General features: G+C 41.7%; 12 protein-coding genes. 9 read left to right on the top strand and 3 right to left on the bottom strand.

Going from position 1 to position 14,707, the window contains the following annotated elements; all coding sequences use genetic code 11:
• The first annotated feature begins 311 nt into the window (after positions 1-311).
• Together ssnA and IIC38_13020 are read left to right on the top strand one after the other, a co-directional pair.
• Positions 312-1,607 carry a putative aminohydrolase SsnA gene (ssnA, locus tag IIC38_13025; GenBank protein MCH8126865.1) on the top strand — a complete coding sequence of 432 codons (1,296 nt, stop codon included), beginning with the start codon at positions 312-314 and terminating at the stop codon, positions 1,605-1,607.
• A 179-nt stretch (positions 1,608-1,786) separates the two neighbouring features.
• Positions 1,787-3,994, top strand: coding sequence for a glutamate synthase (locus tag IIC38_13020; protein ID MCH8126864.1), 2,208 nt, complete (start codon positions 1,787-1,789; stop codon positions 3,992-3,994).
• A gap of 65 nt (positions 3,995-4,059) precedes the next feature.
• Here the strand turns inward: IIC38_13020 and IIC38_13015 are convergent, their stop codons facing one another.
• The 3 genes from IIC38_13015 to IIC38_13005 all read right to left on the bottom strand — a co-directional run bounded on the left by IIC38_13015 (position 4,060) and on the right by IIC38_13005 (position 9,565).
• Positions 4,060-5,334 carry an amidohydrolase family protein gene (locus IIC38_13015; GenBank protein MCH8126863.1) on the bottom strand — a complete coding sequence of 425 codons (1,275 nt, stop codon included), beginning with the start codon at positions 5,332-5,334 and terminating at the stop codon, positions 4,060-4,062.
• A gap of 278 nt (positions 5,335-5,612) precedes the next feature.
• On the bottom strand, positions 5,613-8,381 hold the full coding sequence (locus IIC38_13010; protein MCH8126862.1) for a hypothetical protein: 2,769 nt from the start codon (positions 8,379-8,381) through the stop codon (positions 5,613-5,615).
• A 212-nt stretch (positions 8,382-8,593) separates the two neighbouring features.
• On the bottom strand, positions 8,594-9,565 hold the full coding sequence (locus IIC38_13005) for a hypothetical protein (GenBank protein ID MCH8126861.1): 972 nt from the start codon (positions 9,563-9,565) through the stop codon (positions 8,594-8,596).
• Positions 9,566-10,147: 582 nt separating this feature from the next.
• Here IIC38_13005 and IIC38_13000 point away from each other — a divergent pair.
• From IIC38_13000 to IIC38_12970, 7 genes are all read left to right on the top strand, one after another.
• Entirely contained in the window at positions 10,148-10,639 is a 492-nt protein-coding gene (locus tag IIC38_13000; GenBank protein MCH8126860.1) for a DUF1499 domain-containing protein, read from the top strand.
• Positions 10,640-10,702: 63 nt separating this feature from the next.
• Entirely contained in the window at positions 10,703-11,848 is a 1,146-nt protein-coding gene (locus tag IIC38_12995) for a sulfatase-like hydrolase/transferase (GenBank protein MCH8126859.1), read from the top strand.
• A gap of 30 nt (positions 11,849-11,878) precedes the next feature.
• Entirely contained in the window at positions 11,879-12,646 is a 768-nt protein-coding gene (locus tag IIC38_12990; protein MCH8126858.1) for an SDR family oxidoreductase, read from the top strand.
• A 176-nt stretch (positions 12,647-12,822) separates the two neighbouring features.
• Positions 12,823-13,107 carry a hypothetical protein gene (locus tag IIC38_12985; protein MCH8126857.1) on the top strand — a complete coding sequence of 95 codons (285 nt, stop codon included), beginning with the start codon at positions 12,823-12,825 and terminating at the stop codon, positions 13,105-13,107.
• Between the two features lie 47 nt (positions 13,108-13,154).
• Positions 13,155-13,496 carry a type II toxin-antitoxin system VapC family toxin gene (locus IIC38_12980; GenBank protein ID MCH8126856.1) on the top strand — a complete coding sequence of 114 codons (342 nt, stop codon included), beginning with the start codon at positions 13,155-13,157 and terminating at the stop codon, positions 13,494-13,496.
• Positions 13,497-13,650: 154 nt separating this feature from the next.
• Positions 13,651-13,950 (top strand): type II toxin-antitoxin system RelB/DinJ family antitoxin, encoded by a 300-nt coding sequence (locus IIC38_12975; GenBank protein MCH8126855.1) that lies wholly within the window; start codon positions 13,651-13,653, stop codon positions 13,948-13,950.
• A 289-nt stretch (positions 13,951-14,239) separates the two neighbouring features.
• A partial coding sequence (locus IIC38_12970) for an MATE family efflux transporter (GenBank protein MCH8126854.1) occupies positions 14,240-14,707 on the top strand: 468 nt, incomplete at its 3' end.

The following is a 14,707-nucleotide window of genomic DNA, read 5'->3' as shown; positions in this document are numbered from 1 at the left end:
AGCGCTTTAATCGGGGGTCTATTTGCATTAGTTAAGCACAAAATGAACTTTTGATTAAAGCTTGCAGGAGTGACAAGACCGATTCTCGGACAGTCTGATGTTTATCGGGGATCTATGTGGCCTGTGTAACAAGATTCCCGATAATCCCGCCCCAGGCGGGACGGGAATGACAGTTTTATAAATCAGTTATGAAGTTTGTGAATTATCCTGGTTAATTATGACTTCACTCAAAATTCCTTTGGCTTAAAACTAAAATCTGTTTTATTCTTTATTCCTAAATCCAAATTTTGATTCAATAAATTCAAAAGCCAATGATTCTAAAAAACGCATTATTAACTTGCCTGCAACCTCCATCCATCCAAAAAAGAGATATCAGGATTGTTGATGGAAAGATAGCTGTCGTTGAGAAGGAAATTCCGAATGCTTCGAACGAGCAAATCATTGATCTGCATGGAAAAATGATCCTTCCGGGTTTTGTCTGTGCCCATACGCATCTTTATTCATCGCTGGCAAGAGGGATGCCTCCTCCTAAAGAGTCACCCAGAAATTTTCTTGAGATCTTACAAAAAGTATGGTGGCGTTTGGATCGTGCACTGGATGAAGAAAGCATTTACTACAGCGCTCTTATCGGCGGTATGGAAGCCATCCAATGCGGCACTACGACTTTGGTCGATCACCATGCTTCGCCAAATACTATTGATGGATCATTGGATATTATAGATGATGCCCTGGGAAAAATCGGAATTCGCCGTTTGCTTTGTTATGAGACAACGGATAGGGGAGGGAAGGAAAAACGAGATGCCGGATTGGCTGAAAATGAACGCTTCCTGAAAAAACAGAAAGACACATTATCAGCAGGTATTGTTGGCGGCCATGCTTCTTTCACTTTGAATGACGAGTCATTAGAAAAATGTGCGGATTTAGCCAATTCTATGAATTCAGGAATTCATATTCATGTCGCCGAAGATGGCTGCGATGTCGATGACGCAAGGAATCAATATGGCATTTCTATCATTGAGCGCCTGGAAAAAGTCAACCTGTTGCATTCAAAAAGCTTATTCGCCCACAATATTCATTTATCAGAAGTTGAATTGCTTTGGGCACAAAAATCCGGCGCATGGTTGCTCCATAACCCCAGGTCCAATATGAATAATGCTGTTGGTCATGCTTCGATCGAGAAATTTGGCAATCGCGCTGCAATTGGAACAGACGGTTTCCCGGCAGATATGATCGAAGAGACGAAGATTGCCTATTTCAAAAACCAGGATAGTCGAAATGGAGTGAGTCCGCAAACGATTGTGGCAATGCTGCACCAGGGCAATCATCTATTGAGCGAACTGTTTGACCTGCCATTCGGTTCTTTTACTGCAGGTTCGGCAGCAGATCTGGTAATTTTAGATTATGATTCTCCGACCCCCATGACTGATGAAAACCTTGCGGGTCACTTTTTGTTCGGATTGCGGTCATCCATGGTTGAAAGTGTGATGGTGAATGGTGAGTGGATTATTTTTGAAAATGAATGGCAGAAATTGGACATCAAAGAGCTATACGCAAAAGCGCTGCCGGTTGCACGGAGATTATGGCAAAAAATGGCAGAGATCGATTAACCTGAACAATTTATCGCCACAAAGGCTCGAAGGCGCAAAGTATTGAAAAAAAAGAAGAAAATAAGTTTTATAAAATTAATCGAAAGAAACTCAGTTTTTAATCGTAGTTCTTCTAAGTTATGTAATCTTAGTGTCTTAGAGTCTTGGTAGCAGAATTTATGAATAATACAGATTAACCAATGGCTGAATTATACCCCATGTCGTTCCCGCTTCTGTTGAAGCGTGCTTTCCTGGAGTTTGAAAAAAACAAGAGAATATTCGACTTACCGGAACGATTGTTTTTTCAGCAGTCAAAAGAATTTGACACCCGGGTTTCTTTTTGCGGCAGAGAAGCAGCCACGCCGCTAGGACCTGCATCCGGTCCGCAAACCCAGCTTGCACAAAACATCGTTCTTGCCTGGTTGGGCGGTTCACGGATCATGGAACTCAAGACCATCCAGATCCTTGACCGCTTAAAAATTTCCCGGCCATGCATAGATGTACGCAATATCGGCCATAATGTGGAATGGTCCCAGGAATTGCGCATGGAGGAATCTCTGCGCGAATACGTTGCTGCCCATATCCTGATCGAAATTCTGACGGCTGCTAATATTCTCGAAACGGATCCAGGACCAACCATTTTTGATATCAGCGTTGGCTATGATCTGGCCGGCATCACCACAAAAAAAGTGCGCAATTGGTTGTCGACAATGAAGAATGCTGATCGGTTGGTAGATCGATTTGTGGAGCAGATTCCATCTGAATTTTCTGAATTTCGCAACCTGCCTTTTAAAACGAAGTTGTCGGGAAGTATTACTTTGTCCACTTTTCATGGTTGTCCTGCCAATGAAATCGAACAAATTGTGGAATTTCTCATTACTGAAATGGATTTCGATGTCATCATCAAGATGAATCCTCCCATGTTAGGAAAAGAAAAGCTGGAAGAAATTTTGTATGGCCGCTTAGGCTACCACAAAATTAAGGTCAATCCTAATGCATATGAAAATGGCATCTCTTGGGATGAAGGTGTGGAAATCGTAAAACGATTGCAAAAGATCGCAGAAAAAAAGAGCCGGCATGTCGGTGTCAAGTTTTCCAATACACTCGAAGTCATTAACCAAAACGAGTTTTTTGAAGACGAGATCATGTACCTCTCCGGCGAACCTCTGAATGTGCTGGCAATGACCCTTGTACATGAATGGCGCAAGATATTTGGCACGGAAATTCCCATATCTTTTGCTGCCGGGATTGACCAGCGCAATTTTGCCGATGCCTTATCTTGCGGATTGGTTCCAGTTACAACTTGTACGGATTTACTGCGTCCCGGCGGCTACGGCCGATTGCATAAATACATGGGGAGTTTACACGCGAGTATGGGAAAAGTGAAGGCTATGAATGTCGATCAATTTATCCTGGCCTCGAATGGCAATGCGGCCGAATCAGCAAAATTGGTTTGTGACGGTGCAATGGATATGCTATTTCAGAATGGCAACGATTTGGATTCGAATTTAAAATCAACTGTAACGGATTACCTGGAATTAGCACATTCAAACTGGCAGGATTCCATTGAAAAACAAAGTCTTCCTGATGAAGGGAAATACAATGTATCGCTCACTAAACTTTTGCAAGTAATTAACAAAATAAATCCAAAACGAGTTGAACCTATAAATGATATTTTACAACCATTGTACCAAAACTGGGTACAAACAACTGCGGTATTAAATACCGAGAATGTTTTGCAGAAAATCTATAATGATCCTCGCTACCGCAATGAGAAAAATGTGAAAACACCCAGGAAAATTGGCAGCTATCTTAAATTATTTGACTGCATCAATTGTGATAAGTGTATTCCTGTTTGCCCTAATGACGCCAATTTCAGCTATGAAATCGAACCTCTTGAAATCGAATATTCACTATTTAAAATTAAAGATCGGAATGTTGTCGAGGAGCCAGGAGGAGTTTTTACCATCGCTGCATCCCATCAAATCGCAAATTTTTCTGATTTCTGTAATGATTGCGGCAACTGTGATATTTTTTGTCCGGAAGATGGCGGCCCTTTCATCGAGAAACCACGGTTTTTTGGCAGCGCTGCGAGTTTTCATAGGCATAACAATCTCGATGGCTTCTATATTGAAAAACAAAATGATTTAATCCATGCACTGTGTAGAATTCTTGGCAAGGCATATACTTATATATATGATTCTATCGATAGTCGATCCCGATTTACCGACGATATTATAGAAATTGAATGTGATGCTACAACCCACGAGGTACTGCAAAAAATAGCCTTGATTAGCGATAGGGAAGGCCATGTTTTAGACTTTAGAAATTACTTGACAACAGCTGTAATTGTGAAAGGGGTTTTGAATGCAGAACAAGTGAATTATGTGAATGTGGCTGTGACATAAATGTCACGTTACATTTGTAACGCGAGATTCATCTCGTGGTTAGAAGATGTTTGTTTCAAATCCTCTTACCACTCCGTTCTGTTCAGTACGATCTTGCCGTTGTTTACAATGATCAATGGATCGTGTAACGCACCAATGTTTTCCAGGGGATTTTGCTCAACCACAAGAATATCAGCATCAAAACCGGCGGCTATTCTGCCTGTGTGATCATCCACGCCCAACAATTCTGCGGCGAGACTGGTTGCTGCTTTGATTGCTTGCAGCGGTGAAAGGCCGATGCCAACCAGCTCTTCAAGTTCCTGGGATAGCCTCAGGACACTCCCCGGGCGATAACCAGTATCGGTTGCGGCCACAATTTTGACGCCGAGTTTGTGGGCAGTTTCTGCAGTTTGGCGAATACGCGGCAGCATGTGCCTGCCGCGAATCTGAAGTAGTGGATTATCATAATCTCCGCCCGGTTGTGCCAAATCTGCAACTACAGCGATGGTTGGGACCAGGTAAGTTCCTTTTTCAACCATGATGGAGAGTGTTTCTTTGCTCAAGTATGTACCGTGTTCGATACTGCGAACGCCGGCAAGAACAGCTGCACGGCCTCCTTCATCGCCGTGCGCATGTGCTGCAACAGGAATGTTACTTGTGGCTCCTTCTTCCACGAGAGCTTTTAATTCTGCCTCATTATAATAGGGTTCGCGAGGATCGGTGTTCGGGAGACCGGCCCGTGCAGTGGCGTTGGTCTTAATCCAGTTGACGCCGTGCTTTACCATAACTTTGCCCATTTTCCGCATTGCATCAGGTCCATGTACTTCTGATTCCATCAAGGCAGACATCGCCGGAATGTCTATGAAAAATTCGTCAGCCAGTTTTGGCCTTATATGATATCCGGCAGCCAGGATTTCCGGGGATTCGATCTTCCCGGATGCTGCCAACTCACGCAATCCGACATCTATAAAATGCGACACACCCATGCTCCGGACAGTTGTTACGCCAGACATAAGGGCTCGATTAGCCGCATCAAAAGTACGAATGTGGACATGTGCATCGATAAGACCGGGAAGTAGATACTTGCCATGAAGGTTTATGACCTTGGCTTCGTCAGGAATTTGAGGTTCGCCCGCTCCCATGCTTTCAATCTTACCGTCTGAAACAACCACCCATCCATTGCTGATGGGTGCTGCTGAAATGCCATCAATGATATTGACATGTGTGAATATGATTATGCCCTGCCTCTGCTGAGCTGAGGATTGGTTCGTATTAAATCCGACAAGGGTAATCGAAAAAAACAATAAGAAAACTATCATTTTAGCCGCGGATTTCCGAAACAGATATTTATTTGTAGTCATGATTTATTCCTTTAATGTTTCTATTAAGTATCAAATCTCAAACAAAAAACCAATTGATTGCTTTTAGTTATTTACGTTAAGGAATACAGGTTAAGCTCTTCGATAAGGGGTTGTCCAAAAAGGGTCATGGAAATACGTAACTCGACATTTATGTCGAGAAACTAGCCTCAAATCGGCGACGTGAATGTCGTGTTACTGACTCTTTACGAGCTTTTTGGACAGCCCTTACTCAGGATGCTCTTTTTTCGATTAAAATTTTTTTTGTTTAACCATCCTTCTTAACGCTGCAAGCGTTGTTTCGCCTGTTTTGCGGTTTCACGCAATAATGGATCGGAATGCTCAAGGCATTCGTCAAGTTTGTCCTCCAGAGAAGTTAGATTCAAAATACCAATCGTATAAGCTGCACAGGATTTTAACCAGGGCTCAGGATTATCCAGGAGAGTGAGTATAGCCTCAGTAGGGGTCTCTATAGTCGTACCGATCAGTCGGTTCGCCAATTTTACCCGTTGAGCGAAACTTACTTCCGGATCCAGTACAGGAACTAAAAGGTTGCGCAATTCCGGCTTCAGGATTTGCTCCAGAAATTCCAGCGCATTATCTCGAACTTTTACATTTTCCGATTGAATGCCAAAATATGCGCTATGGAGATCATGTTTTGGATAAAGCAATTTGATCAAATGAAAGATCCGTTCAATGTCTTGTTGCATGGATTCTTGCAATGCATTAAGTATCGTCTCATCGTCATCCAAATTATTTTCCAGGGACTCCTGAACCTGGTACGAGCGGAAATGCCCAACGATTTCAGCAACCAGTATGGTCTCAATTGCTTGGTTATCCAGCTCAAATTCTGGGTGCCGGCTCTGCAGGCTGGTCAGGGAAGTGATCACCTGTAATCGAAGTTTCGTGTCAGATGAAAATAGGCTTTCGATCAACATTTGATTTGCCTTTGGTGTGCCAATGCGCAGTAGAACTCCCGGTATCTCTCGCCTCATCTCTATGGCTACAGAAGCATCCAGCAATCGTTCATACAACAGGTCCACAATGCCATCACCAAATTGTCCCAGGGAATCAGCAGCCCTTGCAGTAAGATCCGGATCGCCGAGTTTTTCCATCACAGCTCTGATGATGCGTGGCGTGGTTGTAGGTTTTATCTCCAGAATGGCCTGGCTGGCAACATCAGTATTTGGATCATTCAACAAGGTTTCCAGCTGCTCTGCAAAAACATCAGGTAATGAACCGATCAATCGAGCAGCCTCCATACGGGTACGGAGTTGATCGGGTCCCTGTTCCTGCACCATCGCATCAAGGAGCTGGCGGGCCGGGTCAAGGTTTTTAGGATCGCCGGAACGGGCCAGGTAGGTGATTATGGCTGAACGGATCGTAAAATCCGGAAAGTCGCCCAATTTTTGAATACGTTCCAATGGATCGATCTGGGTATGATGCGCCAGAAAAAGCAGCGCTTCGGTGCGTACCCCAAGGTTCTCGTCATGCAGTAAATGATCTATTCTGGAAATCACGCTGGTGTCTCCTGCTGCATTCAATATCGAAAGTGCCTTTTCACGGACTTCGGCTGCAGGGTGAGCTAAAAGATCACGAACTGCAGGGTGAACTGTTGAATACTGCTCTGAACCAAGCAGATTAAGCGCATACAGAATCTCATCCTTGTCTTCAGCCCCTAACCTGGCTGCGATCATTTCCGTGGTTGTACGATCCAGTGTTTGTGTTGTTGAGAGTTCAGCATCAAGGCGATGCTGGTGCAGACTTTCACCCAGGGTTTCCACATAACGGTGCCGTGCTACAAAAACGACGATCAACCAAACGGCTAGGAGCGGAAGGGTAATCCAACTGATCTGTCGAGCGCTTAAATGCAAAACTGTGACAAAAATAAACACAATAAGAGCAGCCAGTCCGTCTCCCAGGCGCCAACTCACTGTATCGATGAACATCTTTACCTGGGTCATCAATTGTGGTGGAATAGGGAAATACAGGGATTCAACAGCCGGTTTTTCAATGGAATAACGCAAAATTTTATCACTTCCCTTAAGAAATGTGATTGACCAGAGCGTGCCCCAGGCGAGGACGCCAAAAGTTCCTGCTAACAGGACCGATGGCAGGATCACCAGGGCGACACTCAAACTAAATGACAGTAACCGGGGTGTTAGTATTTGAGCAATAAGGAATCCCAGTATGCTGACATAGCCGTGGAATGTCCCGAAAAAAGCGGCCAAGTCATTTTTCATGGTGAACGAATCAGCAGCGATCGCTTTGAACTGCCAACCTGCAATGTAAGTTACAATCGCTGACAGAAAGACCAATGCGGCGATCATTTTTAGATGTGATGAAGTACGGATTTGTTGATAGTTTTTACGCAGGTTCAAAGAACGATCAGGTTGATTCTCATCGTCAATAAACTCCATTTCAAGTAGAGTCGGGCGCCATTGTCGTATTATCCACATTACCAGCACCCCACACCCTGCTAAAAGAATCATCATGACAAAGAGCAGGTGTTCGGCTTCAAAGCGTTGTACGATCACCCGAGATAAAAATCCTGCCAGCCCTCCTGCAATACCACCGCTGGTTACAATTCCCAGCAATCGTTTGTTACGGACACTGAGGAGATGAATAATGAGAATCCACATCTGGACTGGTGCCAGTACGCCCAGAATTCCTACCCAAATGTAAAGTGATGGATACAGCCAGGTCCATTGGTAGATCCAGGTACTCAGCCAGAACAGACCGGCAATTACTGCAAAGCCAAATAAGCTTCCTATCTGCAGCGTTGACAAACTGACATATCGTCTGAAGTAGGTGTAGCCTGTAACCACAAACAGTACAACTCCGGCTATAGTCATGTCCACGTAGGGAAGGTGCACCGCTTCAAATCGCTCCAGGAACAGTGTATCGCGAACGATTTGCCCGATGACAAGGCTGGATATGATTAAAAAATGGTAGAAAAAAAGAGGCAAACCACGCTTCAAATCACTGCGTCGCAGGTTCAGAAACCGTTCGAGAATGTTATACTGGCCTATTGTTCTGTCTGGCTGCACAGCCATTCCTGCTACAAGTATAAATGCTCAAAATTGAAATTACCAAATAATTGAAAATACAAATCACAAATAAATTTCAAATACAATAACCAAAAAAAGAGTTATACTAAAATTCATTAATCAAATATTTGAAATATTAGTGCTTGTAATTTGGTATTCTGTTCATGTTTTGTTAATCTTGTTTATCTAATACCATCATTACCAATCAAAGGCTATGTCTGGAATAATTCGTACTTACCTTTATCTACCTTTTCGAGAAGATCTCTTAACCGCTTTTCAATCATGTTGATTTCTCTTTCAGTAAGCCCGAGCTGGATAATGCCTTCTTTGCGACGAACTCCTTTTTTAGCGTCGATGTTTTCGGACGGCTTTGCTGATTTTATGATACCATTTTTAATTTCTATTTGTGCAACTACACCCAACGCTTTATGTAACACTTCAGGTGTAATTCCTCGCAACCGTTCAATGGTTTTTTTGGGCAGTTTTTTTACCTGTATGGAACGCCATTTGGTACCCCGGTTACTTATCTCGCTTCTGAATGCGACACCATTGTCAACAGAAAATACCCGGGGATTTGATTTGTCTGTTGAGATCAGCAAGTTGCCTTTGTTACTGTCTGAGTGACGAATGAGGTAGGTGAGGATATTTGTGTTGGCAAAATGTTTTGCGTACAACGAATCGTTATCAAATCTCTTCTTATCGTACACATCATCAGTGGTTACTTCATCCAGCCAGTATTGCAGCATGACGAGGACCATGTCCGGTTTATTAAAGGTCGGACGAGCATCCTTTTCAATATTTTTGTACTGTTCCATCAGAAATCCCCGGCATACCGTCGGCGGGACGACATATTCGTTTTCATCCAGGAATAGTTTTTGAATTTGATACGCAGCTATTTCGTAGCGGGGCGCATTGTTGAATTCATGCCCACCCTTACGCGCCCGCCGCCACTTTGCCTGTATATATTTCACATCCGCGTATTTGAGAATGACTCGTTTCCCGATATCACCTTCAAACCGAAGATCATTAAAGCGAAAGATCTCAAAATCGTCACGCGCGAGCCTGCGTTCGATCTCTTCGATCGGGTAGACAATATTGGAATCCTGTGCAGGCGAATAGGTGGGAAGGAGCAACAATAGCATAGTACATGATGGCAAGAATCTGCCAAATAATATCCGAAACATAATAATGCCCTCCTTGTTGATTAAAATTAGAAATTACCTAAATATTTACTTGTTTGATTACTAAAGTTAAAAGATTAATAATCTTTGCCAGGGTGATTGCCTAATGAAATAAAATAAATGGTTTTTAACAAATCAAGGGAAATCTTATGAACGTTCATTTTCTTAACCCGGATTTTCTTCATCTTCAAGCCAATCGAGTGGGATTTTGTTGTTGTTCTTTGTGGATAAGCAACTTTTTGTCTCATTAATATAGGCAGAGAGAGCTATATCATGATTTAAAAACCTAAAAGTTGTTTGTGAATTTATATAAAAATTTTTAGAATTACTTTGATTTGCATATTTTATTTAACTCAAAATATCGGATTCGTCACCGTCAGAATTCTTATGCCCCGGTTCCACATTGTGGCAATCAGCCCCGAATGATGTGTGTACAAAGAATTCAGATAAACTTATTGACTTAAGCCACTTAATATTGTATATAATGTCAAAACTAAAAAAATTATGCATGGCAATCCGAATCATACATATTTAGACAGGATCAAACCTGATGAACAAAATGTCTAATAATTTTTTTAGAGTAACATGAAAAAAAAGATAACCAAAATAATGCTTATCATTGTGGCGCTCCTTTCTGTAACCATCCTGATTCGGTTTTACATTCTCGCGAATCAATCAAAAAACGGCAAATCTCCGGGATTAATTGCAGGACGACTCTCTCCTTGTCCTGATAAACCAAACTGCGTCAATAGTGAATTCGATGAAGATAAATCTCATTACATTTCGCATTTGAATTATCCGGTTGAAAAATCAGGAGGAATAATGGATCTGGTCAAAGCCGTGATTCAAGAAGCGGGAGGCGAAATACAATCTGAACAGGATTCTTATATGGCTTTCACTTTCACCGTCTCTATTTTCAGCTTCGTTGACGATTTGGAAATCAGGCTGGATAAGTCTAAAAATATCATTCATTTACGATCTGGTTCTAGAGTCGGAACTAGTGATCTTGGGGTAAATAGAAAACGAGTGGAGTTGATTTCGGACTTATTTAATAAAAGAATAAAAAATGTCAATTAGTGCCAGGGAGAGTTAGACGAAGAGGAAGATCGACTAAATGCTAACTAATTTAAGGTCCAAAATATGGCTATTAAAACCAATAGAGCTATCCCGTTTTTCAAAATAAATTTAATCAAATGGCTGAAAAGAACACTACTATTTGGTTTGTTGTTTCTTTTTACGCAATGTTCTGATGATCAAAAAACCAAAAATGTATTTCTGATTACCTGGGACGGATATCGCTGGCAGGAGTTGTTCTCAGGCGCAGATTCACTGTTGATAGGGAATAAAAAATATGTTGGAAATCTTGAGGAACTCAAAAATGAATTCTGGCACGATGATACTAAAATGAGAAGAAAGAAATTGACGCCTTTTATCTGGAGCGAAATTGAAAAGATAGGCCAGATTTATGGAAATAGGACTATCGGCAGCGCTGTCAGCATATCCAATCCGCATCGTTTTTCATACCCCGGTTATAGTGAAATATTGGTTGGTTATGTTGATGAGAGAATCGACTCCAACAAAAAAATGAACAACCCCAATAAAACGGTTTTGGAAATCATCAATGAACAACCACAGTTTAATGGCAGAGTAGCGGCATTTGGTTCTTGGGATGTCTTCCCCTATATCATCAATGAAGAAAGAAGCGGAATTCCGGTGAATGCCGGCTTTGAAAATGCGGTTGGTGAAGGTCTGACGGAAATGGAGCGATCGCTGAATACCATTCAGAGTCAGTTGCCAAAAATTTGGAATACGGTTAGATATGACGCATTCACACATCACTATGCTAAAGAATACATTAAGAAAAACAAACCCAATGTAGTTTATATTGCTTATGGCGAAACCGATGACTTTGCTCACGATGGTGATTATGAAGCTTATTTAAAGTCGGCGAAGCAAACGGATGCTTTCGTTAAAGATTTGTGGGAATTTGTTCAGTCGGACGAGCAATACAAAGATAATACCGTTTTCATAATTACTACGGACCACGGCAGGGGTACAGATCCAATCGACAATTGGAGAAATCATGGCAGTAAATATGAAGGAACGGATCAAACCTGGATGATTGCATGGGGAGCCGGGATAAAAGCGAAAGGTGAAGTCAGCAATAGCGTTCCGATTGTTGCAAATCAAATTGCAAGTACTATAGCAACCATTTTAGGAATAAACTATGAAAGCATCAACGAGGTAGGTAAGCCAATCGACCAAATACTGAAGGTTGAAAGATAAGCAGTTGTAAAATCATATTTTAGAGCAATCATGCAGATTGAATTTACAGGTAAAACCGTTATCGTAACCGGTGCAGCACACGGCTTTGGCCGCGCTATCAGCCTGGCTTTTGCCAAACGTGGCGCTTCGGTGTGGGCTTGCGATATTTTGGGAGATGAGTTGGCGGAAACCCAGAATCTGTGTCAGGGTACTTCGGGTGACTGCCGGATCCGCACTGTCGATGTTCGGGATAAAAAAGCTGTTTTTGAGTTTGTCGAAGAGGCCTCGGCTGAGTCCGGCATGGTGCATATTTTAGTCAATAATGCCGGTGGTGTGTTAGGGCAGGTCGGCCGCCCTCTTGAAGAGGTTTCCGAAGACGACTGGCTAGATGTTTTTGCTGTCAATACCTCCGCAGCATTTTATTTTGCCCAGGCTGTTGCTCCTGGAATGAAAACAGCGCGTTATGGTCGAATTATCAATATTTCCAGCGGTGCGGGTTTGGGCGTCAGTCTTACCGGCATACAAGCCTATACTTCTGCCAAGGCGGCGCAAATCGGATTAACGAAGCAACTGGCCCACGAATTGGGACCCTGGCAGATTACGGTGAATAATATCGCACCGGGATTTATCAGGTCTAATCCCAACACGGAAAAACAGTGGCAATCCTATGGCGAAACCGGACAAAAAGCACTTGTTGATAAAATAGCCTTGAAACGCCTGGGAGAACCGGACGATATTGCAAATGGCGTCCTCTTTTTCGCCTCGGATTATGCCAAATGGATAACGGGTCAGGTACTATCGATTGATGGTGGGAGATAACAGAATGCTGCATTGTTCATCTTGATTGTCGCACTCGAACAATCAGAAGATTGGTCGTCATGTGAACCATCCGAACATTGCCACAATGCGAGCTTAATATATCCTCACAAATATTTAAAATGTAACTAGTTTATAACTATAATATAATTATCTATGACCTTTTACAGGAAAAAACCATGAATATAACAGTTAGAAATATTCCTGAAAAAATTGTCAGGAAGATTCGGGCATTATCACAAATGGGAAAAAGAAGTCTCAATAACGAAATATTATTACTTTTAGAGCGAGGGGTTCAAGAGGAAGTCAATCATCTTGCAAAAACGAAAAAAAATATCTCCAAAGAAACACAATTGAACATTTGGAAAAAACTAGCTAATGAATGGGATGATGAAAGATCAACACAGGAAATAATTAATGATATTTATGAGAACCGCACATTGGGTCGTGAAGTGAATTTGTGATTCTTATCGGCACTGACATATGCATAGAGTTGTTATGAGGCAACAACATTGTAATAGAAAATAGACTAAGTAGCGATGAACAAGTCTCCATTTCTTTTATGACCGTTGGTGAATTATATTATGGTGCAGAAAGATCGAGTAATAAAATAAAGAACAAAAATGTTGTAGATGAATTTTTATTATCCATTGATATCATCGATACTGATTTAGAAATCCTAAAAAAGTTTGGGGAATTGAAATCTAATCTTTATAGAAATAGTGCCCTGCTTCCAGATGCGGATATTTTAATAGCCGCAACGGTTTTAACGAAATGCACGAAATTAATAACGGGTAACAGTAAACATTTCAATAGAATTGAGAACCTCAGTTTAGAAAACTGGTTAGTGTAAACTGAGTTTGATATAAGATTCAACTGTGCTCACATGGCTTGAGTTAGTTAGGCTTGTTGGAGTTGAATGATCTGTTGCAGTGATAAAATCATAGAGCAAAAGGTTGTAACTGTTTATACATTAGTATTACATTGTTTTAAATTGGAGAAAAAATATGGCAAGAGAAACAACGGTAACCGCCCGAATAAATCCAGCACTAAAAAACAACGTCGAAGAGATTTTAAGTAAATTAGGAATATCACATTCGGAGGTAATTAATATATTATACAGTCTAATCTCTTTGCGCAGAGGTTTGCCTTTCGACGTCAAGCTTCCTGACGATGAAAGTTCCTATGTGTTACAAAATCCTGATCTTATGAGTCAAATTGCAGAATCATTAAAAACCTACAAAGCAGGTAAAGGTTATCAGCCCACTCAAGGGGAATTGGATGAGATCAATCGTGTTTCAGGGTAGGGACAAAGAATTGGTTTGATTATCGGGGATAAAGCGCCACATAAAAGTAAGATAATTTTTAGCTACAGATTAACACGGATTTAACACTGATAAATGAAAGGTAGGTATGTCATTCAGTAGGAATCTATTTTGGCCTTTATAATGTGCTTGTATTTAATTAGATTCTCTTCTTCAGGTTCAGCACAACCTTTTGAAAGACATTTATTTTCTTGTTTCTTGTTAATCGATATTTATTATTTTATTTATTCAGCTCACGAGATCAAAGCAAAAAGGTCGTAACAGGTATTTCATGCCTCAAATTACCCTGTCAATCGAAAAGTCACGTCTAAAAAAAATACTTGGTTTATCGTTACCTATTGTTGGGGGAATGCTTTCACAAAATCTAATGAGCCTCATCGACACTGCAATGGTAGGTCGGTTGGGCAACGCTGCTTTGGCGAGCGTGGGGATCGGTAACTTTATTTTCCTACTTTTGATTTCGTTTTTACTGGGCATCAGTGCTGGTGTGCAGGCGCTAGTAGCAAGGCGGATCGGGGAGGGAAAGGCTCATTTGACCGGGTACGATCTGAATGCCGGCATCCTTATATCTACCATTGTTGGTTTAGTGTTGGCTCTTTTAGGATATATGATCTTACCTTTTCTGTATTCCCTGGTGAATCAGGATCCTGTCGTGACTGAAAAAGGGCTTGCTTACCTGAGGCCCAGAATCCCTACAATAATCTTGATAGGAACCAATGTATCCTTCCGGGCATATTGG

The sequence above is a fragment of the candidate division KSB1 bacterium genome (genome assembly GCA_022566355.1).
In the GTDB taxonomy this organism is placed as follows: Bacteria; Zhuqueibacterota; JdFR-76; order JdFR-76; family DREG01; genus JADFJB01.
The sequence above is the reverse complement of the archived record's forward strand: the minus strand, read 5'-3'. Positions and strand labels throughout refer to the sequence as shown.

What these genes read in the sequence shown, in the direction of transcription:
- ssnA (MCH8126865.1), top strand. Translation starts at nt 312, where the DNA reads ATGATTCTAAAAAACGCATTATTAACTTGCCTGCAACCTCCATCCATC.
- IIC38_13020 (MCH8126864.1), top strand. Translation starts at nt 1,787, where the DNA reads ATGGCTGAATTATACCCCATGTCGTTCCCGCTTCTGTTGAAGCGTGCT.
- IIC38_13015 (MCH8126863.1), bottom strand. Translation starts at nt 5,334, where the DNA reads ATGACTACAAATAAATATCTGTTTCGGAAATCCGCGGCTAAAATGATA.
- IIC38_13005 (MCH8126861.1), bottom strand. Translation starts at nt 9,565, where the DNA reads ATGTTTCGGATATTATTTGGCAGATTCTTGCCATCATGTACTATGCTA.
- IIC38_13000 (MCH8126860.1), top strand. Translation starts at nt 10,148, where the DNA reads ATGAAAAAAAAGATAACCAAAATAATGCTTATCATTGTGGCGCTCCTT.
- IIC38_12995 (MCH8126859.1), top strand. Translation starts at nt 10,703, where the DNA reads ATGGCTATTAAAACCAATAGAGCTATCCCGTTTTTCAAAATAAATTTA.
- IIC38_12990 (MCH8126858.1), top strand. Translation starts at nt 11,879, where the DNA reads ATGCAGATTGAATTTACAGGTAAAACCGTTATCGTAACCGGTGCAGCA.
- IIC38_12985 (MCH8126857.1), top strand. Translation starts at nt 12,823, where the DNA reads ATGAATATAACAGTTAGAAATATTCCTGAAAAAATTGTCAGGAAGATT.
- IIC38_12975 (MCH8126855.1), top strand. Translation starts at nt 13,651, where the DNA reads ATGGCAAGAGAAACAACGGTAACCGCCCGAATAAATCCAGCACTAAAA.